A 25,387-nucleotide genomic window follows, 5' to 3' on the forward strand; every position below is an offset into this window, starting at 1 on the left:
TCAATGTTCAAACAAAACGGCCAGGTTTTCGACCCGGCCGTTTTATTTGACTGCAGCCCATTCACGAATGCATCGTTGCGCCCTTGGTGATTTTGTCGACGATTTTCTTGTCGGCGCGCAGCGCGATGCCGACCACTTTGGCGTCCTCGGGTGCAAATTCGGAGAAGACCGCCCGATTGGCGACGTCGTGACCAGTGGAGAACATTTCCTCGATAAAGATCGAAGAAATGACGCCGCGCTCCAGGGAGCGGCGGTGGATCGCGGCAATCGTCGCTTCGTCGGCAGACAGCACGATCATCGGCTGGATCGACAGCGCGTTGTACGTGTTGCCAGCGCGATCGCGATAGGGTTCGCCGATGACATCGGGAAACTGCCCCACGATCCCGGTTGATAGGAAGGCAGTTACGTTCAGTTTCTGCCAGGATTGAAGATTGTTTCGCACAACGATCGCGATTTTGGTATCAAACATCGGTAGTCACTTTCACGTCAGTCTGGGAATGAGCCGTTGCGCGAGGATGTACCCGGCCAGATATTCGAGGGTCTTGAACGTTTGTGCGCGATGCCGGAAGCAAACCGCATTGTATCGGCACCTGCTTACCCCGGCATCGAGCGAATCCAGGCGCAATTCCATGGTGATGCGTTCGAGCCGCACCGGCACGACACCTATGCGCTCGGTGTCACAATCCGTGGCGTGCAGACCTTCAGCTATCGTGGCGAGCGGCGCTATAGCCTGCCGGGCCGGGTGATTGTCCTTCATCCGGACGAACTGCATGATGGCGGTGCCGCGACCGACGATGGCTTGCTCTACCGTATGCTCTATCTTGAGCCGTCGATGCTGATGCAGTGCCTGGAGCCGGCAGGCATCGGGCTCCCCTTTGTCGATGATCCGGTTGTCGAGGATGACCGTCTTGCCGGCCTGCTATTGGCAGCGCTCGGCGAACTCGACCGGGAACTGGATGAACTCTTCGTCGATGATTTCGTCTCACGGGTGGCAACCGGGCTTTCTTCGCATGCGCGCCTGCCGCAAAAGCCGCTGACAAGCATTGCCTGGAGCCATGTAAAAACGGCGCGCGACTATCTCGAAGAGCATGCCTTGCGTGCTGTGCGTTCAAAGGAGCTGGAGCGCATCACCGGCCTCGACCGCTTTGCGCTTTCACGTCATTTCCGCGCCGCTTTTGCAACCAGCCCGCATCGCTTCCTGCTGATGCGACGGCTGCAGCGGGCCAAGGCAATGATTGCCGATGGCGAGCCGATCGCCGAAGTCGCTGCCGCCACCGGGTTTGCCGACCAAAGCCATTTGACACGGCATTTCAAGAAGGCGTTCGGCATGGCGCCGGGTGCTTGGGGTGGAATGCTTGAAACCGCTCGCTCGCCGGTGCGAGATTAGCCGGCCGCGTCTTTCGGCCGGTGATGTTTTATTTCCTTGCATCTCCCCGGCTGGACAGGCCGACCCCATTGCCCATACAACCTGTGAAGGCGAGGGAGATCGGTCAGATGGCTTCAATGGATCTAATGGCGGGCAAGGGTCGCGAGGCCGGTATCGCACCAGTGATTTTTCGTGCCGGTTTAGGGCCTCGCCATGTGCTGGCCGTCGCCGTATTATCGGTTGGTCTTCTTATAACCAACCCCGCCTTGTCCCTGCAGGTCGAAGGGCATGAAGCCTTCATCGTTGATCGGTGCGGTGGCAACTATGATTGCAAGGATGTGAAGCTGGTGGTGCTCAACGACAAGCACGACAAAGCGGATATCTACAGTGGCAATGAACTCAACGCCCACGAGGCAGATGGGACGCCGAGCCATGTTTCCGGCTATGCGTTCAGCTACAATGGCGGCAATCTCAGCGTATCCCAGGACGGGACGCCGTCACAGCTCAACGGCAAAGCGACGGAGGTGAAATTCAACAATGGCGTCGCGTTCGAATCGGACAAGAACTACGTCTATGTCTACAGCGCCTGCAATGCCGATGGGGCGACCAGTATTGCCGGCATTACGAGCTCCTGCGATCTGAACTATATCGGCGTCGACAAGAAGACGTCGAACGCCATCCAGATCGGCGGTCACTACACATCCTTGGTTGCAGCGCCGGCGGGAGATGCTGATCCTTGCAAGACTGGCGTGATGGCCGGCCAGTTTTCCTTTCTCAATAACGGCTACGAATATCGTCTTTCGAGCGACCTTTGCCGGCAGGGAAAAACCACGCTTGCGATCATCTCGAACAATGTGGTGAAGTCGAGTTTCGATCTGCAGATGCGCCCGCTTGCCGGCAGCAATTAAGTCAGTTCGATTTGGAGTAGCCGATGCAGCCCGTTGACGGAAGCTGCAGGCTATTTTCATGACTGGACAGCGTCGCGCCGATGTCTCATAGAACCGAAAAAAGGGTTAACACCTTTTGCGGCACTTGTGATGGGAGATCGGAAAGATGGCTCTGGCTGATGCGAAGGCGGGGAGGCGCAACGAGGCGGGCATTGCCGCCGTTGTCGGCATCCTGAAGCAGGCCTTCGGTGAGCGCTTCCAGACTGGCGAGAGCTTTCGCGCCCAGCATGCCCACACGACAACCTATATCCCGGCGCAACTTCCGGACGGGGTTATTTTTGCCGAGACGAGCGAGGATGTGCAAACGGTCGTCAGGGCCTGCGCTGAACATAAGGTGCCGATCATAGCTTTCGGTACCGGGTCTTCGCTCGAGGGGCAGGTGAACGCGCCGCAGGGCGGAATTTCCATCGATTTCAGCCGGATGAATCGGGTGCTTGAAGTGAATGCCGAGGATCTCGATTGCACCGTCGAGCCTGGCGTCACTCGTGAGCAGCTCAATACCTATCTGCGCGACACCGGCCTGTTCTTCCCGATCGATCCCGGCGCCAATGCATCGATCGGCGGTATGGCGTCGACGCGCGCTTCAGGTACCAATGCGGTGCGCTACGGCACGATGAAGGACAATGTTCTGGCCGTTACCGCGGTCACAGCCAATGGCGAGGAGATTCGTACCGCACGCCGCGCCAAGAAGTCGTCCGCCGGCTACGATCTGACCCGGCTCTTTGTCGGTGCCGAGGGAACGCTTGGTGTCCTGACGTCGGTGACGCTGCGCTTGCAAGGCATTCCGCAGAAGATTGCCGGTGGTGCCTGTGTCTTTCCGAGCGTCAAAGCAGCTTGCGATGCGGTGATAATGACCATCCAAATGGGCATTCCGGTCGCGCGCATCGAACTGCTGGACGCCGTCCAGATGCGAGCCTGCAATCTCCATTCCGGCCTGACCTTTGATGAGCAGCCGACACTGTTCCTGGAGTTTCACGGTACGGACGAGACGGTCGCGCTGCAGTCGGCCCAGTTCGGCGAGATCGCGGCCGAATGCGGCGGCGGAAAATTCCTCTGGACCGCCAATCTCGAAGAGCGCAACAGGCTCTGGAAGGCGCGCCATGATGCTTATTGGGCGGCGCGGGCTTTGGCGCCGGAACTGGCGGCGCTTTCGACGGATGTCTGCGTGCCGATCTCAAGACTCGCCGAATGTGTTGTCGCCACCCAGGCCGATATCGAAGAGCACGGATTGCTGGCCCCGATCGTCGGTCACGCCGGTGACGGCAATTTCCACGTCCTGGCGCTTTTCGACGACAAGACCCCGCAAGGAATCGCCGTCATCGAGGCCTTCGTTGCCCGGCTGAATGCGCGTGCACTTGCGATGGATGGGACCTGCACCGGCGAACATGGGGTAGGGCAGGGCAAGATGTCGTTTCTCGAAGATGAGCTCGGCGGCGCCGTCGATCTGATGCGCCAAGTCAAACAGGCGCTCGATCCCGATGCGATTTTCAACCCCGGCAAAATATTCCACGCCAACTGAAAAATGAAATATTGCCATGATCTTGGCTTGCTCCCGACATGAATGGCGTTAGGCTAGAACATCCCGTTTTCAGATGGCGTCATGGAAAGCGGTTAAGGTGCCCTAGATCTTCAGCATGGTCCCAAGAATTGCGTCGCAGTTTTGAATCGGGACCAAGCTCAAGCTGACGATCCAGGGCGTCTTTTATGCGTCCGTCTGGATGCATGACGCCTCGATACTCGTAAGTGGAATGCAGAATGGAGACGGTGCGCATTGTTAGGTAAGGTCCTGGTTTTCCTGGGGGGAGTGCTCGTGGTGGTGCTATTCGTGGCGCTGCTTGCTCCGCTCTTCATAGACTGGACAGATTTTCGGAAGAATTTCGAAGATCAGGCGAGTCGGATCATCGGCAAGAAGGTGACTGTTCATGGCACCGTAGACGCTCGCCTTTTGCCTTTTCCTTCCGTGACGTTGCATGATGTCCGCGTCGGGCAGGACGCCGACGGAACGCCGTTGGTGCAGATCGCCCAATTCTCGATGGACGCCGAGTTGGCGCCATTTCTGTCGGGCGAAGCCCTCATCTTCGACATGCGCGTTTCCGAGCCGAAAGTGCGCCTGCGGCTATTGAAGGACGGCACGCTCGACTGGATGCGCGGCAGCCGGCCAGAAATTCCCGCAAAGTCGGTCGTGCTCGAGGGCGTGCATGTCGATGGCGGTGATATCCAGTTCATCGACGAGCAATCCGGCCGCACCCGACACGTCACCGGCCTCAACGCGCAAATGTCCGCGCGCTCGCTCGCCGGACCTTGGCGAATCGATGGCGAAGCAGCGCTCGACGGCGAGCAGGGGAATTTTAGCATTTCCAGCAGCCAGCCTGACGACAACGGCGTATTGCGTGTCCGCACCCGATTGCTGCCGGACCGCCATCCACTCAATGTCGATCTCGACGGCGAGTTGAAGCTGGTCGACAGCAAGCCGAACTATAGCGGCCTGTTCACGGCGGGGATTGAAGACAAGCAGACACACAAGCCCGCCGACGAACAGGTTCAACCCCGCGTCAAAGGTCGCTTCGAGCTCACGAATGAACGCATACGGGTTCCCGAATACCGTCTCGAGGTGGGTGCTGCGGACGATCCTTATGTGGTGACAGGCGAGGCGACGCTGGACACCGGCACCAATCCGGAATTTCTGCTGACCGCCGACGGCCAGCAGATCGACGTCAACCGCCTCGGCAATACCCAGGGCACAAATGGCAAGACGAACCGCAATCCATCTGTTTCGGCGCGACAGCGGCTGAACAGTCTGATTGCGATTGCGGCCGAAGTCCCGATACCGCAGGTGCCCGGCAAGGCAACTTTCCGCCTGCCGGCGATCGTTGCCGGCGATACGACCATCCGTGATGTGCAGCTCGACCTGGAACCTGCCGGAACCGGCTGGAAGGTCGACCATGCGATCGGCACGCTGCCGGGACGCACCCAGGTTGAGGCCAGGGGCAATTTGGTGCTGCAGGGCGAGCCGAATTTCGTCGGCAATCTCGTCGTCGCCTCCAATCAGCCATCCGGCCTGGCCTCCTGGCTGGTGGGCTCCGTCGACCCGGCGATCCGGCAATTGCGACAGGCAGGCTTCTCCGCCGATGTCAGCCTACGTCATGAGGAGCAGCGCTTCCAAAATCTTGAAATTGCCGTCGGTTCGGCAACGCTCAAGGGCCAGCTCGACCGGCTGGCGCCGGTTGACAACCAGGCGCCGAAGCTTGCAGTCGATCTCAGCGGTGATGCGCTCGATCTTGATGCTTTAAGGGCGCTCACAAGCTTGTTCACCGGCCAGGACGCCGGCGAGACCCTGCTCGACCATCGGATTACGGCACATCTGAAAGCGGATAAATTCGCCGCTTTCGGCGTCCAGGCCGCCAATGTCGAGACGTCGTTTTCGATTGCTGATGGGGCGCTGACGCTCGACAAGCTTGCTGTTCGCGACGTCGCCGGCGCCGAAATTACCGCGACAGGCCGAGCCGAAGGTTCGCTGCTGGACTATAAGGGCTCAGGCGAAATCACTTTCAAAGCGGGCGACCCCGGCCCGTTCTTCGAAATGCTGAGCCAACATCTGCCTCGACACCCGGCCATGGATCGGCTGGTGCGCAACGCCGCATGGTATGGGAATACTGCACTGCGCGGCGCGCTCACTCTTGGCGGCGCTCAGGGTGACGGGCTGACGGTGACGCTCGCCGGCGTTTCCAACGGCAGCCGCGTCAATCTGGACTACCGCATGTCGGACCTGCTGGCGTTGACCGGCAAGGGCACGACGACGCTGGAGGCGACGCTCGAAAATTCGGTGACCTCGATCCTGTTCGGACAGGCCGGGCTTGATCCGCTGCCCGTCGAGGCCGATGCCAACGGCCGCCTGACGCTGAAGGTAACGGCAAACGGTACCGATCCGGCGGATGCGGCGCTAACCTTTGCCACCGACAGGACTTCGTTCACCGCCAACGGCAAGGTGGACGTGCGTCCCAACAACTTCCTCAACGGCAACATCGCGCTGTCGCTGGAGAGTGCCGATATCGATCCCTATTTCGTCATGAACGGTATCGGCGTGCCGCAGATGGGGACGGGTTTGCCGGTCAAATTCCAGGCGAATGCTGCGCTCGATCCCGACAAGATCGTGATGTCGGGTATGAAGGGCCAGCTTGCCGACAATAATGTTTCGGGCGCGCTGACTTTCGATCGCAAGGCACAGAATGTCAAAGCGACCGGCGAGCTGGCGCTCGACAAGGCCGATCTCGGCTGGTTCGGCGAGGCGATTTACGGGCCGATGACGGACGCTGCAACGGGCAACCTTACCAAAGCCAAGCTTGGGCTGCCGATGTTCAGCGGGCTCGACCTCAACGTCAAGCTTTCGGTCAAGCAGTTGTGGCCGGGCATCTTCGGTCCGATCTCGAATTTCAGCACGAATGCTGCCTATAAGGGTGAGGAACTGCGGCTGAACGATATCGCCGGCGCCTGGAACGGCGGCACACTTGGCGGCAGTCTGATGTTTGCGAATTCCGACGGCACAGGCCTGATGCAGACGAAGCTCGATCTTGCCAACGGAGACCTTACCGCCGTCTCCTGGCAGCGGGATGGTGCGCCACTTGCCAATGGCCGTTTTGGTTTGGGGCTGAGCATGGAAGCCAGCGGCAAGAGTCTCGGGGAACTGGCCGCTAACGCCAGCGGCTCGGGTGAGATCAAGCTTGGCGACATCCATGTACGCGGCCTCAATCTCGCTGTGCTGCCGCCGCTCCTGTCAGCCACGGACCAGATCCAGGGTGACATCACGGCCGACAAGGTACTGCCGATCGTGCAGACTTTGCTCAACAACGGCGAAGCGGCCTTGCCGGCGATGAGCATACCGTTCAACATTTCGACCGGTGTCATCCGCGCCACCAATATTAATGCCGGCAACGATCTGGCGAAGCTTTCGGGCAATGCCGAAATCAGCCTGCCGGATCAGCGCATGCGGGGCTCGCTCGGCATCGATTTCAAAGCCGGCAACGAGGCGCTGAACGGCGCCGAACCGGCGCTGCGACTCGATTTCGCCGGTCCGTTGGCGACGCCGGGCCGGACGATGGATGTCACCGACATCACCAGCTTCCTGTCGCTGCGCGCCTTCGAACGAGAGCGCCGCCGCGTCGAGCGGCTTCAATCCAGCGTGCTGGAAAAACAGCGGCTGCGGCGCGAGGTGGCGCTCTACAAATATACCGCCGCGGCACGCGAGGCCGAGCGTCAGCGCGATGCGGCGATCGAGCAGCAGCGCGGGGCAGAGGAGAAGCGCCTGAGGGAGCTCGCTCGCCAGGCCGAAGCGGAAAAACAGGAGGAAGCTGCGGCCAAGGCGAAGGCTGACGCGGAAGCCCGCGCGAAGGCGGAAGCGCAGCAGGTGCCATTGCTCAATGGACAATCCCCACAGCCGGGGGCGCCGCTGAACTTCAACAGCCTTCCCGGCATCGCCCGGTAGGATCCATTCCGCCGGTCATCCGAGAGCCCTCCTCTGTTTTCAAAGGGGATTGCCCGGGGGCGGCGAGAGGCTCTCAGCCAAGAGAAGGCTCGCAGCCAAGCGAATAAGAGATCGATCGCGTTCGTTCTGATTTAGCCGCGATCCTTCAGCCATTTCAGCACATGGAGCCGAAGCGCCGAGGAAAGGTTGCTCGCCGGATCGCGCCCGTCGTCGATTTCGGAGATCAACGCCGCAAGCGACGTCCCACGCGCATTGGCGATCGCCTTCAGTTCGGTCCAGAAGGCGTCTTCAAGGGAAAAGCTCGTGCGGTGGCCGTGGAGCGTCGCGGAATGTTTTCGGATCATCGGCGGATCGATCAAAAGTTCGGAAACAGGAGAGGTAATTCTAGGAATGATTCAAAATGCTGGAATAACTGGCTGATTTCAGGGGGATTTCGATCTTAGTTCGGCAATTCAATCGTCTGTCTTGGACGGTTCGATGCGGCCCGCCTCATGCGCTTTCTCGGCCTTGTCGTTGAGCGCCTTGGTCAGGTGCTTCTCCGCCTTGGTGCGGCCGAAGGTAATGCGATTCTGTTCCGCCTGCTTTTCTTTTTCAGAGCGAACCTGCTTTTTGCGGAACTGGCGTAGGTTGACGATCTCGGCGCTCATCGATGTTTCCCCCGACTGTCGATGCGAAAGGGGAAGCTTACGCTTCCCGAATGCTATTGCTTCTTGCGGAATGCATCGAGGGAGACGACCGATCCCGGCTTCTTCTCTTCGCCGTCCTTGGCGGACGCGGGCTCTTCGCCGTTCTCGGCCGTCACCGGATAGGCGGTGATTTCGCCGGATGGAATTTCCTCGTCGTCGGCGAGCGGTACATCGAATTCCAGCTCGAAATTCACGGATGGATCGTAGAAGCCCCGGATCGCATTGAACGGGATGACCAGCTTTTCCGGTACGTCGGAGAAGGAAAGGCCGATTTCGAACTGGCTCTCGGTGACCTTCAGATCCCAGAATTGATGCTGGATGACGATGGTCATCTGCTCCGGATATTTCGACTTCAGGTGCTGGGAAATGCGTACGCCGGCCGCACCTGTCAGAAAGGTGATGAAGAAATGATGGTCACCCGGCAGACGGCCGGTGGCGCCGACTTCAGTCAACACCTTGCGGATGACCCCACGCAGGGCGTCCTGTGCCAAAATGTCGTAGCGGATATGATCCTGCCCCATACTTTCCTGTCTTTCGTTGGCCATGTTTTTTCTAAGGCTTATGCCACGCCGTGCGCCGACGGGAAACCCCCGCGCGCGAGTCATGACCTGATCATACATAATATCGAAGAGAGGGAGAAGGTGAAGGCTTCTGTTGCCAGGTGCCTTCGAACCCCGCCTAAGAGTGCGACCCCTTAGGACTTTATTTGAAGTGCCACACTGCGATTAAGCAGCGAGACGAGCTTCCGCATAGTTGTCGTTTGCAACTACAATTTTAGCCCGATAACGGTGGTACAATGCCGAGCGAAAAGTCGATCTTTACACCCTTGTCGATCCTGTTTCGCCCCCATCAAAAGCCGGTCTTTAGCCAGTTTGGCCCGGTCGGTTTTTGGTGGAGGCGCCGGGTACCGCCCCCGGGTCCAATAGGTTTATTACACCGCTCGTTTATCGCCATAGCCGGCCCGAAGACCGGCAAGGCTGATATAGTGTTTTCCTCAGGCGAAGGGAAGGGGATTTGTCATAAATGCTTTGCTTGAGCCTCCGTTTGCAGCGATAGCCGCCCGCCGGGCGCGAGAATTGCAGGGATCAAGCTTTGCCCGTGGTTGGTTTCGCGCCGACTTGCCATTAAATTGAGGGGAAATGGAATCGGTGGCGGTGCGATGAAGCAATATCTGGATCTTTTGAAGCATGTGATGGACAACGGCATCGACCGCGGCGATCGCACCGGCAAAGGCACGCGCTATCTTCGACCGTAAGCCATTGTAACTCCAGGATTCATTGACGAGGACCGTAGTGTACCGGTCCCATCGGTCACTAGCTTCAGTGTTGAGGCCGCAACGTCGTTTGCCGGCACGATAAGCGTACCCGTACTCACGTTCTCTCGATACGAAGTCGAAACCATATCGCCGCTCACGGATTGGTCGAGAAATCCCCGTGCCGATGAGGAGTTTTTCGTCGATATCGTCCCAATCATCGGGTGCGTAAAAATACGTAGTAAGATCAAAAGTTGCGAATATGTCGTGCTTTTCAATCCCAGACCGGTTGTTTTGCCCGTTCTTGGACGTCACGATTGCGCACGGAACTCAAGGTAGGATTCATGGCCCGACATCCCGAATATCAGTATCTCGATATCGTCGAGAACGTGCTCACCAAAGGCGATAAACGTATCGATCGAACAGGCGTTGGGACCCTGGCCTCGTTCGGCGCAATGATGCGGTTCGACATGTCGGATGGCACATTCCCGGTCTACACCACCAAGCGCGTGTTTTGGAAGACGGCGGTGAAGGAGATGCTTTGGTTCCTCACTGGCCAGACGAACCTCAGGTCTCTCTTGCAGGAGAACGTCCGGATCTGGACCGATTGGCCTCTGGACAAGTACCGCAAGGCCACGGGTCAGCAGATCTCCCAGGAAGATTTCGAGGCCCGCATTGTCGAGGACGAGCAGTTCGCGCTCGAGTGGGGTGACCTTGGTCCTATCTACGGGAAGCAGTGGCGGCGTTGGGTCGGACCAGATGGGCGCGAATACGACCAGATCGCGACCGTGATCGAAACGCTTCGCACGAACCCGACGAGCCGGAGAATGCTGTTCCACGCATGGAACGTCGCAGATCTCGACCTCATGGCATTGAATCCGTGTCACAACTTCTACCAGTTCTTTGTAAGCGGAATGGGGTCGGAGACAGCTCAGGGCGAACCACTCCGCCCGAAGCTTTCGCTTATGGTCGGAACTAGGAGCAACGATTTGGGTCTTGGAAATCCATTTAACGTCTGCCAGCAGGCCGCCCTGCTGGCGATGGTGGCACAGCAAGTTGACATGGTTCCGAACGAACTCATTTGGGTCGGTGGCGACGTGCATCTGTATCTCAACCATCTCGAGCTTGCGGAGACGATCTTGAAGCGTGAGCCTAGACCGTTCCCGAAGCTCCGTCTTCTGCGACGGCCGGACAGCATCGATGGCTACAAAATCGAGGATTTCGAGGTGACGGGATATGATCCGCATCCGGCGATCGAAGCTCCTGTCGCGGTCTAGCGAAGTTACATAAGTCGATCTGGCTGAACTTGACTGCATAGCGAGCGTCGCATAAGCGACGCCGAACCCTTCGGTGCGCGCGGATCCTTGCCGTGCTCGAACAAATCATGTCGCCCGGGATGTCTGCGGAGGAGAAGCTGCGCAGCATGCTGGAGCAGGATTTCAAGAGCAACTGCCTGGTGTTTTCCAGAGCCGGTTTCATCAACAGGCGACACTATGGGCGCCACGCTGGATGCAGCAACACGCAATACTACAAGAACCTCTTCCTTGAGTACGAAGAGAAAAGTGGGCGATGGAAGACGAAGAAACTACTGATCGCACTGCGTTCGCAGGATCACGCCAATGGAACGCTAAAGTTCAGCCGAGGAGGCAAGGTAGACCGGACCCACTATGCTGCTCGGCTCGGTGTCACGAAGGCGGCGCTTGCGCCGCATGTTCCATGCGTGATTCCAGCGCGGCGGAGAGCACGGCGCGAAGGACACCTTCTCAAAGATTAGCCGTCACGATCAGGAGTGAGAAGTTTTTGCCAGTCGTGCAACAGCTTTAGGGTCAGAAGCCTGCTTGTGCAGCGCGTCCCAGTCGTCAGGCGGGTTGCCGTTGTCAAGCATCCCCTTGAAGACTTTGTAGGCGTCGGTTTTGGAGCCGTAAGTCCGCAAGCTGTTCTCGTCGTTTACCCAAGCGAAGATGACGATCTTGCTGGCGCTGCTATAGCGGAAGATGAGCCGGAAACGGCCGTTGCCAAACTTAGCGCGAAACCAGTGCTTGCGATCATCGCCAAGGGTGGTGCCTTGGCGATAGATCGCTGCTGTCGGGTCTGACGGGACCGTGACGGTGACGAGCTGGACCAAGGCCGCGAGCAGCTTGGCGTCGGCGGATTTTTGATAGTCCTCCGGTTTCTTCGTCTTGAGCGCCTCGACCGTCTCGATCAGCCTTTCCCACTGATCGAGAAAAAGAGGGTGTGAGAGGACGGTCCAGCCATCGATCGTCAGCATGTCAGATCGAGACGTCCCCCTTGATCTCGGCATCGAGATCGACCGTCATGCCTGCAGTGAGGGCAATTGCCCGGTCAAGCAAGGACTTCGGAAAGGGTCGGACGGACTTCTCGGGATGCTTGGCCATATCCCTCGCGAGAAATTCAAGAAAACGGTCGATCACGGGATCGGCGGTTTCTTCAACCTCGGCCTTCTGGATATACACACGACGCTGCTCATCAACGAAAAAGGTAATGCGCCCGCCATAGTCAACATCCAACGCCTGCCGAACGGACTTCGGTACGGTGGTCTGTCCCTTGGCGGTGATGGTGCTATGTTCTTTCAGTAGCGCTCCCATGACGAGCCTCCATAAAATCACTCGAGCAGAATGTAAGGAATATCCCTTACCATGTCAACCGCCGCCGACGACCTCCATACGCACTACCTCCAAGCCTACCCAGAGGGGTGCAGCCGGCATCGCAAGCGTTGAGAAACTGTTCCGCCACTACGGCAAGTGCGGGGTGATTTTCCTCGCACCTAGTGGGACGGAAGGCTGGGGCATTCGCGCCAACTTTGTCGCCGGATCCTATGATGACGAACGACCAGAGTGATTGATTGCCAATATCGCTGTGGTCGACAAGATCTCGTCCGCTGCGAAGTTGGGCTCCGCTCCTCGGCCATGTCTTCTAAGCGGAATGCGCGCTGTTCGATCGCCTGAGGGCGATCGGCGCGCGTGCTTCTTATGAAGAAGAGTTGTCGACTGGCGAGAGGCACCGGAGTGCGTGATAGAGACGTAGACTCCATCTTCGTTTCTGTGCGACTATTACCTATCCTTAGATTCTGCAGCACCACGGCTCTACAGTGTACCGAATATTTGAGAAAACTAGCGATGTCGGAAAACCGTGCAACATCGCCTCCTACGCATTGTTGACATTGATGGTGGCGCAGGTGACGGGGCTAAAGCCAGGCTCTTTCGTGCATACGCTGGGTGATAGGCATATTTATTCCGACCATTTCGAGCAGGTCAGGCTGCAGCTGACCCGCACCCCGAAGAAATTGCCGACGATGCGTCTTAATCCGGCAGTGAAGAACATCTTCGATTTCAAGTTCGAGGATTTCACTTTGGAAGGATATGAGGCGGACGCGCATATCAAGGCGCCGATCGCCGTCTGAGGGGGAAAATGGCCGAACCTTTAAAAACCATTCTCGTCGCCGTCTCGCGCAACGGCATCATCGGCCGGGACGGGGATATGCCGTGGCGGCTGTCGTCCGATCTCAAGCGGTTCAAGGCCATGACGCTCGGCAAGCCCGTCATCATGGGGCGCAAGACGTTTCAATCCATCGGTAAGCCGCTTCCAGGCCGGCCAAACGTGGTGATCAGCCGCGATCCCGGTTTTGCCGCCGAAGGCGTCGAGACGGCGCATTCGCTCAAAGAAGCCATCGATGTCGCGGGCCGGCTCGCTGAAGAGAGCGGTGTCGATGAGATCTGCGTCATCGGTGGCGGCGAGATCTATCGGCAGGCGATCAGCCTTGCCGATCGGCTTTCGATCACGCATGTGGAAGCAGAGGTGGATGGCGACACATCCTTCCCGGCGATCGACCCGGCGCTCTGGCAGATCGAAAGCGAGCTTGCCGTGCCGGCAGGCGAAAAGGACAATTATCCGACGCGTTTCGTCCGCTATTTCAGGCGAAGAGCATAAAAGCTGCGCGCAAAAATCAACTATTTTCCAATAAATCCGACGAACTTCCTGAAGTTGCGTTGAAAGCAGATGCGCCGATACCTATAACGGGAGACAATCGCCGCCGCCTGCGAATTTCAAAGTCTGCGCGATACTGGGAGTCCATAGACAAAGAGGTTTTGATGCCCTGGAGCAATCAGAATGGCGGCGGCGGCCCATGGGGCGGCGGTGGCGGCGGAAATAATCAGGGGCCTTGGGGGCAGGGACCGAACCGATCGCGCGGAAGCGGCAGCGGTGGACCGCCGGATCTTGAGGATATCATTCGTCGTGGTCAGGACCGGCTGAAGCGACTGGTGCCGGGCGGCTTCAATGGCGGCGCCTTTGTCATCGTTGCGGCGGTCATTGGCATTTTTTGGCTTATCCAGTGTCTCTATACGGTTCAGCCGGACGAGCGTGGCGTTGAATCCCGTTTTGGCCGCCCACGCGCCGACGTGTCCATGCCTGGCCTGCATTTCCATTTCTGGCCGATGGATCGCGTCGAGATCGTCAAGGTTACCGAACAGCAGCGCAATATCGGCGGCCGTTCGAGCTCGAGCTCGAATGCCGGCCTTATGCTGACGGGCGATCAGAACATCGTCAACGTACAGTTCTCGGTGCTCTACACCATCACCAATCCGCAATCCTACCTCTTCAACCTTGAAACTCCCGACGAGACGCTGCAGCAGGTCGCCGAAAGCGCCATGCGCGAAGTCGTTGGCCGCCGTCCGGCGCAGGATATCTATCGCGACAATCGCCAGGAAATCGCGATCGAGGTCAGGAACATCATTCAGGATACGATGGACCGCTACGGCTCGGGCATTTCCATCAATGCCGTGCCGATCGAGGATGTGTCGCCGCCGCGCGAAGTGGCCGATGCCTTCGACGAGGTGCAGCGCGCCGAGCAGAATGAAGACCAGCAGGTGCAAGAGGCCAATCAATACGCCAATCAAAAGCTTGGCCAGGCCCGTGGTCGCGCGGCGCAAATCCGCGAAGACGCGGCTGCCTACAAGGGCCGTGTCGTAAAAGAGGCTCAGGGCGAGGCGCAACGCTTCATTTCGATCTTCGACGAATACGTCAAGGCGCCGGAAGTGACCCGCAAGCGCCTATTCCTGGAAACCATGGAGTCGGTTATCGGCAATTCGAACAGCATCATCATCGATAACAAGCAGGGTGTCGTGCCGTATCTGCCGTTGAATGACCTCGGCAAGCAGTCCACGACCCAGACGGGCGGACTGTCCGACAAGCCTGCGACCGCAGTTCAGCCGGAGGTCAAATAATGTCATCCAGCCGTTTGCCAGCCATTCTCATCGCGCTCGCGGTGCTGCTGCTGATCGTTTATTCCTCGGTCTTCGTGGTCAGCGCCCGCGAACAGGCGATTGTTCTGCGGTTCGGCCAGATACGCGCCGTCAAGACCGAGCCCGGTCTCTACTTCAAGCTGCCCTTCGCCTTCATGGATGCCGATCGGGTGCAATATATCCAGGATCAGGCGCTGCGCTTCGATCTGGACAATATCCGCGTTCAGGTTTCGGGCGGCAAGTTCTATGAGGTCGATGCTTTCGTCGTCTACAGGATCACCAATGCCCGCAAGTTCCGCGAGACAGTATCGGGCGATCGCGATTCAGCGGAAGCGCGCCTCAGGACGCGCCTCGATGCATCGTTGCGCCGGGTATACGGCCTGCGAGGTTTCGAAGCCGCGCTGTCGAACGAGCGCGCCTCGATGATGACGGAGGTGCGCGACGATCTGCATCGCGATGCAGAGTCCCTCGGCCTCAATATCGAGGACGTTCGCATTCGACGCACCGATCTCACCCAGGAAGTGTCGCAGCAGACCTTCGACCGCATGAAAGCCGAGCGTTTGGCAGAGGCGGAGCTCATCCGCGCGCGCGGTAACGAAGAAGGTCAGCGTCGCCGCGCCATCGCCGACCGCCAGGTGGTCGAGATCATCGCGGATGCTCAGAAGGATTCGGAAATCCTGCGTGGTCAGGGTGAAGCCGAGCGCAACCGCATCTTCGCCGATGCGTCCTCGCGCGATCCGAGCTTCTACGAATTCTATCGCTCGATGGCCGCCTATCGCGCGTCGCTCGCCTCGGGCGGCAAGACGCTGGTCCTGCCGCCGAACCAGTCGGAATTCTTCAAATATTTCGAGAGCGCCACTGGCTGGCCTCCGGCGCCGGCTGCGCCATCGACGGCGAAACCGGCGAATTGACACGCGGCAAACCGCGGAAATCCAAGGGGCTGCCAGTCGGCGGCCTCTTGTTTTCATGATGCCCCGCGTCATTTTCAATGTAATCCCTAAGGCCGGCCAGACGCGCGGGGATTTCCCAAAAAGGTGATTTCGCGCTTCATCATTCCGCCTTATGTTGATGCTTATACAATTTACTTTCTCGATGAGGATGCCTGATGGCCTCGACCAATCGCCCGCCTTTCAGACGTTCGTTCGCTCTCCTGGCCAGTGTGGCGCTGATTGCCGGTCCGACGCTAGCCGGTATCGACCGGGCGTATGCGCAGGCGACGCAGACGCCTTCCACCGACACGCCGGCGCCGAATGGCGGCGCAACGACAGGCACGCAGCTTCCGGCCGATACGAATACCTCGACGGTCGCGCCTGCGACCGGTTTGGCCGCCACACCTGCACCGGCGGTCGGTTCGGCTGCTGCCCCGAACGGCGAAGCGGCGACGGGGACACAAGCGCCGCCCGCCAACCCCGCAACGACCGCACCGGCAACGGCTGGCGGAACGGGTCAGGCTGCCGCCACGGGTGCACCGAACAGCAATACCCAGCCAGGCACGCCGGCGCCCGCGGCTCCCAATAGTCAGACGCCGGCCACAGCGACCAATCCGGCTCAGGCGCCGATGGGCGGCTCTACGGCCACGAACCAGAATCCATACGTGGCGCCCAATTACCCGACGCCGCCGACCACTGGCAATCCGGCAATGAATGCCGGTCCGGCCTCGGTTGCCGATCTGGCATCTGGTCTGCTGGATGCGGTGGTCAACATTTCCACCTCGCAAAAGGTCAAGGATGAGGGCGATGGCCCGGCTGCGCCCAAGGTGCCGGACAATTCGCCATTCCAGGAATTCTTTAACGACTTCTTCAAGAACCGTAACAACGACAACAGCAACCGCAAGGTCAGCTCCCTCGGTTCCGGTTTCGTCATCGATCCATCCGGCTATATCGTTACCAACAACCACGTCATCGAAGGTGCCGACGATATCGAGGCGATCTTCCCGAACGGCACCAAGCTCAAGGCAAGGCTGATCGGCACCGACACCAAGACCGACCTTTCCGTGCTCAAAGTGGAGCCGAAGCATCCGCTGATCGCGGTGAAATTCGGCGATTCGTCCAGAATGCGCATCGGCGATTGGGTCATGGCAATCGGCAATCCCTTCGGCTTGGGCGGCTCGGTAACGGTCGGCATCGTCTCGGCCCGTGGCCGCAACATCAATGCCGGTCCCTATGACAATTTCATCCAGACCGACGCGGCGATCAATAAGGGCAATTCGGGCGGACCACTCTTCAACATGAAGGGCGAGGTGATCGGCATTAACACCGCGATCATATCGCCGAGCGGCGGCTCCATCGGCATCGGCTTCGCGGTGCCATCAGAATTGGCGGAAGGCGTCGTCAAGCAGCTCATGGACTTCGGCGAAACCCGTCGAGGCTGGCTCGGCGTACGTATCCAGCCGGTAAGTGACGATGTTGCCAACAGCCTCGGCCTCGATAGCGCCAAGGGCGCGTTGGTGGCCGGCGTCATCAAGGGCGGGCCGGTGGATAATGGTTCGATCAGGGCTGGCGACGTCATCTTGAAATTCGATGGCAAGGACGTCGACGAAATGCGCGACCTGCCGCGCGTCGTGGCGGAGAGCCCTGTCGGCAAGGAAGTCGACGTCGTCATCATGCGCGACGGCAAGCAGCAGACCGTCAAGGTCACGCTTGGTCGGCTCGAGAATAGTGATCAGGCTGCCGCAGCGAGCGGCGGGAACAACAATCAGGGTGGTAAGAACGGCGGCGACAAGCCGCCGCAGCTCGCGCCCAACGACAACGATAGTGGCAACAATGGCGGCAGCGACGGCGTCATCAATCCCGATGACGGTGACGGCAACGACGACGGAGCGGACGGCCAGCAGGAGCCCGATGACGATCAGCAACAGCAAGCGCCGCAGCCGCAGGCCAGCAAAGACGTGCTCGGCATGAAACTCGCGACGCTGAACGCCGAAAACCGCAAGAGCTTCGGCATTGCCGACAGCGTCGACGGTGTGGTGATCACACAGGTCGCGCCCGGTTCGGCCGCGGCGGACAAGGGGCTGAAGCCCGGTGAAGTCGTCGTCGAAGTGGCGCAGGAATTCGTGCAGACGCCGACTGCGGCCGCGGAAAAGGTTGCATCCCTGAAGCGGGAGGGTCGCCGCAACGCGCAGATGATGATCGCCTCTCCGAACGGAGATCTGCGTTTCATCGCGGTAGCGTTGGAATAAACCGCTTCAAACCTTGCCGGTTTGGACCTCCTGCCGGCGCCATTCGGCGGCGCTCAGGCGGTAGAGCGAATGGCGACTTAGCTGCGGATGAGTGGCAGGTATATCCGGATGATCGAAATCTCCGGTCGGATCGTGGCGCATGCCGATCCTTTGCATGACAGCCAGGGCACGATCGTTGTCGTCAACGGCGATGGACACGATTTCATTGAGCTCCAGCGCCCCGAAACCGTGGCGCAACAAGGCGGCGCCCGCCTCGCTGGCATAGCCCTGGCGCCAATGGCGGGCCGAAAGTCGCCAGCCGATTTCGACGGCATCCGGGGGCAGGAACGGTTCCAACTTCGGCTTCGAAAGTCCGGAAAAACCGATTGGCTGACCGCTCTGTTTCAAGACCAGCACAAGAAGATCGAAACCGTCCTCCGGTGTCATTCCAATGATGATGTCGAAGGCGGCATCGGCATCTTCGCGGCTGCGGCGAAAAGGAAAGAACTTGAGGACGATTGGATCGGAACTGAGTTCATAGAAGAGATCGCGATCGCTCTCCTGGCATGGGCGCAGGATCAATCGCGGCGTCTCGATGATCGTCATTGCTGGGCGCGCCACTCGGCTGCGGACAGCCGGTAGAGCACGTGGCGGCGCAGGTGAGGGAAGGTGTCGGGGACGCCCGGATGATCGAAATCCCCGCCGTCGACCCGATGCATACCGATCCTCTCCATTACCGCCGTCGATCGGAAGTTGTTGTGAACCGCGAAGGAAACGATCTGATCAAGATCGAGCGTTTCGAAACCGTAGGCAAGAAGTGCCCGCGCCGCCTCGCTCACCAGCCCCTTGCCCCAGTAGCGCGCCGCCAGCCGCCAGCCGATCTCGATGGTGCCTGCCGGTACGAACGGTTCCAAATGATCCGTCCGTGCCAGCCCGCAAAAACCGATGGCCTCGCCACTGCCTCTGAGTTCCAACCCATAGAACCCAAGCCCGGTCTCGGCGATCATGGATTGGACCCGATCGAAAAACGCATCCGCTTCCGCCCGATTGCGGCGAAAGGGAAAGAACTTCATGACAGCATCGTCGGAATTGATCTCGAAGACGAGATCACGATCTTCGTCGCGCCAGTTGCGGATGACCAGACGTTCGGTTTCGGCAATGATCATTGATGACATCCAATCGCCTTCGTTTATCCGTCGATGCTACGCTCTAATGAAATCCGTCTTCCGATAGCCCTGGATGTAAAGCAGCGCGGTCAGGTCGCCATGGTCGATGCGCATCTTGGCCTGAGCCGATACGGTTGGTTTGGCATGCAGGGCCACTCCGGAGCCCGCGAGTTGAAGCATGCCGAGATCGTTGGCGCCATCGCCAACGGCAATGGCGTCGTCGGTGGAGATGCCGAGCTTTTGCGCGATGTCGCTGAGCGCATCGACCTTGGCCTGCTTGCCGAGGATAGGTTCGGCGACAAGGCCGGTCAGGATGCCGTTTTCTTCCAGCAGGATGTTGGCGCGATTCTCATCGATATCCAGCGTGGCTGCGATGCGGCTCGTAAAGACAGTGAAGCCGCCGGAGACGAGGGCGGTGTAGTAGCCCTTGGCTTTCATGGTGGCGATCAGTTCTGGGCCGCCGGGGGTCAGAGTGATGCGTTTGGCGATGACGTCGTCGACAACGGCGATCGGCAAGCCCTTTAATAGCGCGACGCGCTCGCGCAAAGCGGGCTCGAAAGAGATTTCACCGTTCATCGCGCGGGCGGTGATGTCGGCGACCTTCTCCTTCAGTCCAACTTCTGCCGCCAGTTCGTCGATGCATTCCTGGCCGATCATGGTGGAATCCATGTCGGCGATCAGGAGTTTCTTTCGACGCGTTTGCGCCTCCTGGATGACGAGATCGATCGGGGCACCGGCAATGACCGCCAGAATATTGGCCTCCGCCGCCTCAAGGTCGGCGCCGTCGCGCAATGCGATATCGCAGGCGATGCCGTCGGCCAGCCAGTAGAGTCCCAACGCCTTGACGACATCTGCCGCTTGCTCGGCGATCGCCGGAACGAGAACAGGGTTTGACGGATTGGCAATAAGCGTGGCAACGAAGGCCATGATCGGAAATCCTATAAGCGACATCGACGCGATCCTGATAACCGGGCCGACCGCCAGCGGCAAGTCCGCGCTTGCGGTGGAATTGGCGCGCGAGCATGGCGGCGTCGTCGTCAACGCCGATAGCATGCAGGTCTACGACACGTTGCGCGTGCTAACGGCCCGGCCATCGCAAGAAGATATGCAGGGCATACCACATCATCTTTACGGCCACGTGCCGGCAGGGCAAGCCTATTCCACCGGGGCATGGCTGCGCGAGGCGGCAGCGTTGGTGGCGCAATTGGGCAGCGAAGGGCGAATGCCTGTTTTTGTCGGGGGGACCGGCCTCTATTTCAAGGCTTTGACCGGTGGACTTTCCGACATGCCTGGCATCCCGCCGGAGGTCCGCAACCATTTGCGGAGGCGGCTGTTGATAGAGGGCGCCGAGGCGTTGCATCGGGAGCTCGTCGTTCGCGATCCCGCCGTGGCGGAAAGCCTCAATTTTCAGGATGGCCAGCGTATCGTGCGCGCGCTGGAAGTGATTGAAGCCACGGGACAATCCATAGCCGCTTTTCAGGGCAAGACCGGACCCGTTGTCGTCGAAGCGCATCGAGCTCAAAAGATCGTCGTGCTTCCCGATCGCGCCGCTTTGCATCAGCGCATCAATGGCCGTTTCGAGAAGATGCTCGCGAACGGCGCCGAAGATGAAGTGCGGGCTCTGCTGGCGTTGAAATTGCCGGAAGAGATGCCGGTCATGAGGGCGATCGGGGTATCGCAAATTGCCGCAATGCTGCGGGGGCAGATGACGCGCAAAGAGGTTCTTGAAACCGGTGCTGCCGCGACGCGGCAATACGCCAAACGGCAGATGACCTGGTTTCGCAACCAGATGGACGAGAGCTGGGAGCGCATCAGCCCGTAGCCAGCGTCAATCCTTGTTGTAAAGGCTGCTCAGCGGTTTCTTCAGGATGCTGTCGCGCACCGACAAGCTGGGTTCGCGCCGCACGGAAGGTGAAACCTCTTTCACCGAACCATCATTATCACGGAAGTCGCGACGCAACTCGGCAAGCCGGCTATCGATGGATGTCTGGGGAGCCGTGCCGAACGCCGAAGCCGGCGCTGGGGCGCGAGGCAGCATGTCGGGCCGATAGGGCTCCATCGGCTGATTGGCAGAGCTTGCGGGTTGTGGCGCGGGCGCAGGCTGCCCGGGATCATCGTCGCCAAAATCCTCGTCCATATCGATCACTGCGCTACTCGAGGCCGTGTAGCTCTGCTGGAAGGCAGAGATATCTGGCCCCGAGGCCGAGCGCATGCGGCTGACGATGGTACGCAGGTCCACAGTATCGGGTGATTCCTCGCTCGTTTTCGTGATGCTGCCGCTGGCCTTCGGCAACAGGTGCTCTTCGACACGGGAAAAGCGCATGCGCATGGGGACTGCGATGGCTTCGCCGAAGGCAATGGCTTCGCCGTTGCCGATCGACGACAGGAAGCTCGTCGTGGAAATCGAAGAATTCGGAATTGCTGAACGGATGATGTCCTGGTCGCGATCGTTGGCAAGGCGCATGGCGAACACCGTCGAGCATTGCGACAGGATCGTCTGGTCGAGTTCGCCCGGACGCTGCGTGATGATCCCAAGCGACACGCCATATTTGCGGCCCTCTTTGGCGATGCGGGCAATCGCCTGCCGGGTCGGAAAGAAGCCGAGGGTCGGGTCAGCGGGGATATAACGGTGCGCCTCCTCGCAGACGACGAGCATATGGATCGCGCCTTCGCTCCAGAGCGCCAGTTCAAAGGCCATGCGGCAAAGCACGGAGGCGACGGAATTGACGACTTCGGAAGGGATGCCGGCGAGCTGGAAAGTACATATCGGTTTGTCGTCGCCGGGAATACGGAAGATCTGCGCGATCGTCTCCATGATCGTGTCGCTGATCGTGTTGTTTGAGAACATGAAATGATAACGCGGATCGTTGATCGCCGAGATGACGCGCATCTTCAACGACCGCAGATGCGGCTTTTCCTGCCGCCCTTCGAGCCGGCCGATACGCTCGTCGATCAGCGCCAGCAGGTCGGCCATGCGGTAGGGAACCGGCGTATCAGCCGTTAGCGAGCTCTTTTCCGACTGACGGCGCGTCAGCGGCGAGTCGCTGCCGCGAAAGGCGCGTTTTGCCTCCGGAATGATGTCACGCAGCATGTCCAGTTCGTCGGGGATCGGCGGCCGGCCGCGGAAGACGACCTCGGCAAACTCGTCGAGCCGCATCAGCCAGAAGGGCAGGTCGAGCGTATCGGTATCGACGACGACGGAATGCTTGGGAAAGGCGGCGGCGAACTCATTATGCGGGTCGAGGATCAGCACGCGCAATTTGGGATCGGAAACGATCGCCTTATGCAACAGCAACGAGACGGCAGTCGATTTGCCGACGCCGGTCGAGCCGACCACGGCGAAATGCTTTGCCAGCATCGAAGGGATATGGATGGCGGCGTCGATGCTCTCGTCCTGCGTCAACTTTCCTACGACGCAGCTACTGTCCTTGCCGGCATCGAAAATACGCATGAGGTCGGTGGCGCGGATGCGGTGAGCGATGGCGCCAAGATAGGGGTAGGTGGAGATGCCGCTCGAAAATTCCTCGCGGCCATTTGGTCCGACCCGGACTTCGCCCAGCAATTCCACTTCGATGCGGAAGAGATTGTCCTGACCTTCGCCCCAGCCGGTGTTGCCGGTGTTCATGGCGTAGACGAGCGCGGCAACGCGATTGACCCCAACGCTGATCGAGATCAGTTTGCCCACCGACCAAAGCTCGGTCAGGTCCGTGGCGCCGTCCTCGGCGACCGCTGCGATGGTTGCCCTGGAACCGCTGCATGCAACAACACGGCCGAGGAAGCGATTTCCCGGCTTCAGATTGTCACGACGATCAAGGTCCCCAGCTTTGCCGGACGTCTGCAAATCTTTGTTGAGCAAACGGCTACTCCCAGCGTTAGACGGCAAAGCATAAGGAGGGCGCCTTAATAAAACCCTTTCGATCCGCTCAAGATTTTAAAGGGATCGAGAAAGGCCGCGATTTTTTATTGCGGAATGCGTTGACGCTTAGAAATTTTCTGTCTATCACTTCGCCCCATGAAAAAATCGACGGTTCTTATCGTGGTGGGACGGCGCATGGGCAGGATGGTGTAACCATCCGGCGATAGCCACCCATGCGCTAGACAACAGGCTCCAAAGGAGCCTTTTTTTATGCCCGAAATCGAGATTTCATCTTTCCCAAACCCTCAGCAGATAGCGGAACAAACGTATGACCGGCACAGATAAACAGGCGAGCGGCAATCAGATGACAGGCGCGGAGATCGTGTTGCAGGCGCTCAAGGACAATGGCGTCGAACACATCTTCGGTTATCCGGGCGGCGCGGTTTTGCCGATCTATGACGAAATTTTCCAGCAGGACGACATCCAGCACATCCTCGTGCGCCACGAACAGGGCGCTGGCCATGCGGCGGAAGGCTATGCCCGCTCGACCGGCAAGGTCGGCGTCATGCTGGTCACTTCCGGTCCGGGCGCCACGAACGCCGTCACGCCGCTGCAGGATGCATTGATGGATTCGATCCCGCTGGTCTGCCTGAGCGGCCAGGTTCCGACGACGCTGATCGGCTCCGACGCATTCCAGGAATGCGATACGGTCGGCATCACGCGGCCTTGCACCAAGCACAATTGGCTGGTCAAGGATGTCAACAAGCTCGCCGCCGTCATCCATGAGGCTTTCCGCATCGCCCAGTCCGGCCGTCCGGGTCCTGTTGTCGTCGACATTCCGAAGGATGTTCAGTTCGCCACCGGCACCTATACACCGCCAGATGCGCGCGATGTCCAGAAGAGCTACCAGCCGAAGGTTCAGGGCGATCTCAACAGGATCACACAGGCCGTCGAACTGATGGCGAATGCGCGCCGGCCGATCATCTATTCCGGTGGCGGCGTCGTCAATTCCGGCCCGGAAGCCTCGAAGCTGTTGCGTGAGCTGGTAGAGCTGACGGGCTTCCCGATCACTTCGACGCTGATGGGCCTCGGCGCCTATCCGGCATCCGGCAAGAACTGGCTCGGCATGCTCGGCATGCATGGTTCCTACGAGGCCAATATGGCGATGCATGATTGCGACGTCATGGTCTGCATCGGCGCGCGCTTCGACGACCGCATTACCGGCCGCCTGAATGCCTTTTCGCCGAATTCGAAGAAGATCCACATCGACATCGACCCGTCCTCGATCAACAAGAACGTTCACGTCGACATCGGCATCCTCGGGGATGTCGGCAATGTTCTGGAAGATATGGTTCGCCTGTGGCGGGCACTGTCCCATAAGCCCGCGGCCGATCGTCTTGGCGACTGGTGGGCGAACATTGCGCGCTGGCGGGCACGCAATTCCTTCGCCTATAAGGCGAGTGACGATGTCATCATGCCGCAATATGCGATCCAGCGTCTCTACGAGCTGACGAAGCACCGCGACACCTACATCACGACCGAAGTCGGCCAGCACCAGATGTGGGCGGCACAGTTCTACGGCTTCGAACAGCCGAACCGCTGGATGACCTCGGGTGGCCTCGGCACCATGGGCTATGGCTTGCCGGCTGCTCTCGGCGTGCAAATCGCCCATCCGGAAAGCCTGGTCATCGATATTGCCGGCGACGCCTCGATACAGATGTGCATTCAGGAAATGTCGGCGGCAATCCAGCACAATGCGCCGATCAAGATCTTCATCCTGAACAACCAGTATATGGGCATGGTGCGCCAATGGCAGCAGTTGCTGCACGGCAACCGCTTGTCGAACTCCTATACCGAGGCAATGCCGGATTTCGTCAAGCTGGCGGAGGCCTATGGCGCCGTCGGCCTGCGCTGTGAAAGGCCCGGCGATCTCGACGCTGCGATCCAGGAAATGATCGATGTCAAGAAGCCCGTCATCTTCGATTGCCGCGTTGCCAATCTCGCCAATTGCTTCCCGATGATCCCCTCGGGTAAGGCGCATAACGAGATGCTGTTGCCGGACGAAGCCACCGACGAAGCCGTCGCCAACGCCATCGACGCCAAGGGTCGGCAGCTCGTTTGATCGGATCGCCGGGGCACGGGAGAGTTGCCGCGTCCCGGGGCACTGGACCAAATCGTATTGTGATCAGCATCGCGCTGGCATCGTGAACATAAGAA

The 25,387-nt window shown here is 59.4% G+C and carries 23 protein-coding genes, 1 other RNA gene and 1 pseudogene; 14 read left to right on the forward strand and 11 right to left on the reverse strand.

Annotation, left to right across the window (positions count from 1 at the left end):
- Positions 1-61: 61 nt before the first annotated feature.
- Entirely contained in the window at positions 62-469 is a 408-nt protein-coding gene (locus PY650_RS24895; protein ID WP_285882268.1) for a DUF2000 family protein, read from the reverse strand.
- A gap of 36 nt (positions 470-505) precedes the next feature.
- Here PY650_RS24895 and PY650_RS24900 point away from each other — a divergent pair, with 36 nt between their 5' ends.
- The 4 genes from PY650_RS24900 to PY650_RS24915 all read left to right on the forward strand — a co-directional run bounded on the left by PY650_RS24900 (position 506) and on the right by PY650_RS24915 (position 7,792).
- Complete coding sequence (locus PY650_RS24900; RefSeq protein WP_285882269.1) at positions 506-1,387, forward strand: AraC family transcriptional regulator; 882 nt, start codon at positions 506-508, stop codon at positions 1,385-1,387.
- 107 nt (positions 1,388-1,494) lie between these two features.
- The gene (locus PY650_RS24905; protein WP_285882270.1) at positions 1,495-2,274 is read left to right on the forward strand and encodes a hypothetical protein; all 780 of its coding nucleotides are present in this window, start codon (positions 1,495-1,497) and stop codon (positions 2,272-2,274) included.
- 145 nt (positions 2,275-2,419) lie between these two features.
- Positions 2,420-3,832 carry an FAD-binding oxidoreductase gene (locus PY650_RS24910; RefSeq protein WP_285882271.1) on the forward strand — a complete coding sequence of 471 codons (1,413 nt, stop codon included), beginning with the start codon at positions 2,420-2,422 and terminating at the stop codon, positions 3,830-3,832.
- Positions 3,833-4,084: 252 nt separating this feature from the next.
- Entirely contained in the window at positions 4,085-7,792 is a 3,708-nt protein-coding gene (locus tag PY650_RS24915; protein ID WP_285882272.1) for an AsmA family protein, read from the forward strand.
- A 131-nt stretch (positions 7,793-7,923) separates the two neighbouring features.
- Here PY650_RS24915 and PY650_RS24920 read toward each other — a convergent pair whose 3' ends face one another.
- The 4 genes from PY650_RS24920 to ssrA all read right to left on the reverse strand — a co-directional run bounded on the left by PY650_RS24920 (position 7,924) and on the right by ssrA (position 9,490).
- The gene (locus PY650_RS24920; protein ID WP_285882273.1) at positions 7,924-8,136 is read right to left on the reverse strand and encodes a ribbon-helix-helix domain-containing protein; all 213 of its coding nucleotides are present in this window, start codon (positions 8,134-8,136) and stop codon (positions 7,924-7,926) included.
- A gap of 108 nt (positions 8,137-8,244) precedes the next feature.
- Positions 8,245-8,439, reverse strand: a complete 195-nt coding sequence (locus tag PY650_RS24925; protein ID WP_285882274.1) for a DUF4169 family protein — start codon at positions 8,437-8,439, stop codon at positions 8,245-8,247.
- A 53-nt stretch (positions 8,440-8,492) separates the two neighbouring features.
- On the reverse strand, positions 8,493-8,999 hold the full coding sequence (locus tag PY650_RS24930; protein ID WP_285882304.1) for an SspB family protein: 507 nt from the start codon (positions 8,997-8,999) through the stop codon (positions 8,493-8,495).
- A gap of 119 nt (positions 9,000-9,118) precedes the next feature.
- Positions 9,119-9,490, reverse strand: a transfer-messenger RNA (tmRNA) gene (gene ssrA, locus PY650_RS24935).
- Between the two features lie 147 nt (positions 9,491-9,637).
- On the opposite strand from ssrA, the pseudogene PY650_RS24940 reads away from it, so the two are divergent.
- The 3 genes and pseudogenes from PY650_RS24940 to PY650_RS24950 all read left to right on the forward strand — a co-directional run.
- Positions 9,638-9,718, forward strand: a pseudogene (locus PY650_RS24940) (thymidylate synthase); the annotation flags it as partial.
- Positions 9,719-10,074: 356 nt separating this feature from the next.
- Positions 10,075-11,007: a thymidylate synthase gene (gene thyA, locus PY650_RS24945; protein ID WP_285882275.1), complete on the forward strand. Its 933-nt coding sequence runs from the start codon at positions 10,075-10,077 to the stop codon at positions 11,005-11,007.
- 92 nt (positions 11,008-11,099) lie between these two features.
- Entirely contained in the window at positions 11,100-11,504 is a 405-nt protein-coding gene (locus tag PY650_RS24950) for a hypothetical protein (RefSeq protein ID WP_285882276.1), read from the forward strand.
- Between the two features lie 9 nt (positions 11,505-11,513).
- Here PY650_RS24950 and PY650_RS24955 read toward each other — a convergent pair whose 3' ends face one another.
- Together PY650_RS24955 and PY650_RS24960 are read right to left on the reverse strand one after the other, a co-directional pair.
- Complete coding sequence (locus tag PY650_RS24955) at positions 11,514-11,999, reverse strand: type II toxin-antitoxin system YhaV family toxin (protein WP_285882277.1); 486 nt, start codon at positions 11,997-11,999, stop codon at positions 11,514-11,516.
- Between the two features lies 1 nt (position 12,000).
- Positions 12,001-12,336, reverse strand: coding sequence for a type II toxin-antitoxin system PrlF family antitoxin (locus tag PY650_RS24960; RefSeq protein WP_285882278.1), 336 nt, complete (start codon positions 12,334-12,336; stop codon positions 12,001-12,003).
- 479 nt (positions 12,337-12,815) lie between these two features.
- On the opposite strand from PY650_RS24960, the gene thyA (PY650_RS24965) reads away from it, so the two are divergent.
- From thyA (PY650_RS24965) to PY650_RS24985, 5 genes are all read left to right on the forward strand, one after another.
- The gene (gene thyA, locus PY650_RS24965; protein WP_432761577.1) at positions 12,816-13,151 is read left to right on the forward strand and encodes a thymidylate synthase; all 336 of its coding nucleotides are present in this window, start codon (positions 12,816-12,818) and stop codon (positions 13,149-13,151) included.
- A gap of 8 nt (positions 13,152-13,159) precedes the next feature.
- A complete protein-coding gene (locus PY650_RS24970; protein ID WP_285882279.1) occupies positions 13,160-13,678 on the forward strand; it encodes a dihydrofolate reductase in 519 nt (172 codons plus the stop codon).
- 161 nt (positions 13,679-13,839) lie between these two features.
- On the forward strand, positions 13,840-14,973 hold the full coding sequence (hflK, locus tag PY650_RS24975; protein WP_285882280.1) for an FtsH protease activity modulator HflK: 1,134 nt from the start codon (positions 13,840-13,842) through the stop codon (positions 14,971-14,973).
- Positions 14,973-15,902 carry a protease modulator HflC gene (hflC, locus tag PY650_RS24980; RefSeq protein ID WP_285882281.1) on the forward strand — a complete coding sequence of 310 codons (930 nt, stop codon included), beginning with the start codon at positions 14,973-14,975 and terminating at the stop codon, positions 15,900-15,902. Before hflK ends, hflC begins: the two co-directional genes overlap by 1 nt.
- Before the next feature lie 194 nt (positions 15,903-16,096).
- The gene (locus PY650_RS24985; RefSeq protein WP_285882282.1) at positions 16,097-18,169 is read left to right on the forward strand and encodes a DegQ family serine endoprotease; all 2,073 of its coding nucleotides are present in this window, start codon (positions 16,097-16,099) and stop codon (positions 18,167-18,169) included.
- Between the two features lie 6 nt (positions 18,170-18,175).
- Here PY650_RS24985 and PY650_RS24990 read toward each other — a convergent pair whose 3' ends face one another.
- The 3 genes from PY650_RS24990 to serB are packed head-to-tail and all read right to left on the reverse strand — an operon-like array spanning position 18,176 to position 20,241.
- A complete protein-coding gene (locus PY650_RS24990) occupies positions 18,176-18,754 on the reverse strand; it encodes a GNAT family N-acetyltransferase (RefSeq protein ID WP_285882283.1) in 579 nt (192 codons plus the stop codon).
- Positions 18,751-19,314: a GNAT family N-acetyltransferase gene (locus tag PY650_RS24995; RefSeq protein ID WP_285882284.1), complete on the reverse strand. Its 564-nt coding sequence runs from the start codon at positions 19,312-19,314 to the stop codon at positions 18,751-18,753. Before PY650_RS24995 ends, PY650_RS24990 begins: the two co-directional genes overlap by 4 nt.
- Before the next feature lie 36 nt (positions 19,315-19,350).
- Complete coding sequence (serB, locus tag PY650_RS25000; RefSeq protein WP_285882285.1) at positions 19,351-20,241, reverse strand: phosphoserine phosphatase SerB; 891 nt, start codon at positions 20,239-20,241, stop codon at positions 19,351-19,353.
- On the opposite strand from serB, the gene miaA reads away from it, so the two are divergent.
- The gene (miaA, locus tag PY650_RS25005) at positions 20,240-21,136 is read left to right on the forward strand and encodes a tRNA (adenosine(37)-N6)-dimethylallyltransferase MiaA (RefSeq protein WP_285882286.1); all 897 of its coding nucleotides are present in this window, start codon (positions 20,240-20,242) and stop codon (positions 21,134-21,136) included. The genes serB and miaA overlap by 2 nt on opposite strands.
- A 6-nt stretch (positions 21,137-21,142) precedes the next feature.
- Here the strand turns inward: miaA and PY650_RS25010 are convergent, their stop codons facing one another.
- Positions 21,143-23,170, reverse strand: coding sequence for an ATP-binding protein (locus PY650_RS25010; RefSeq protein WP_285882287.1), 2,028 nt, complete (start codon positions 23,168-23,170; stop codon positions 21,143-21,145).
- 328 nt (positions 23,171-23,498) lie between these two features.
- Between PY650_RS25010 and PY650_RS25015 the strand changes: the two genes are divergently transcribed.
- Positions 23,499-25,292, forward strand: coding sequence for an acetolactate synthase 3 large subunit (locus PY650_RS25015; RefSeq protein WP_285882288.1), 1,794 nt, complete (start codon positions 23,499-23,501; stop codon positions 25,290-25,292).
- Positions 25,293-25,387: the final 95 nt, after the last annotated feature.

The organism is Martinezella calliandrae (genome assembly GCF_030272695.1).
Taxonomy (GTDB): Bacteria; Pseudomonadota; Alphaproteobacteria; order Rhizobiales; family Rhizobiaceae; genus Rhizobium; species Rhizobium calliandrae.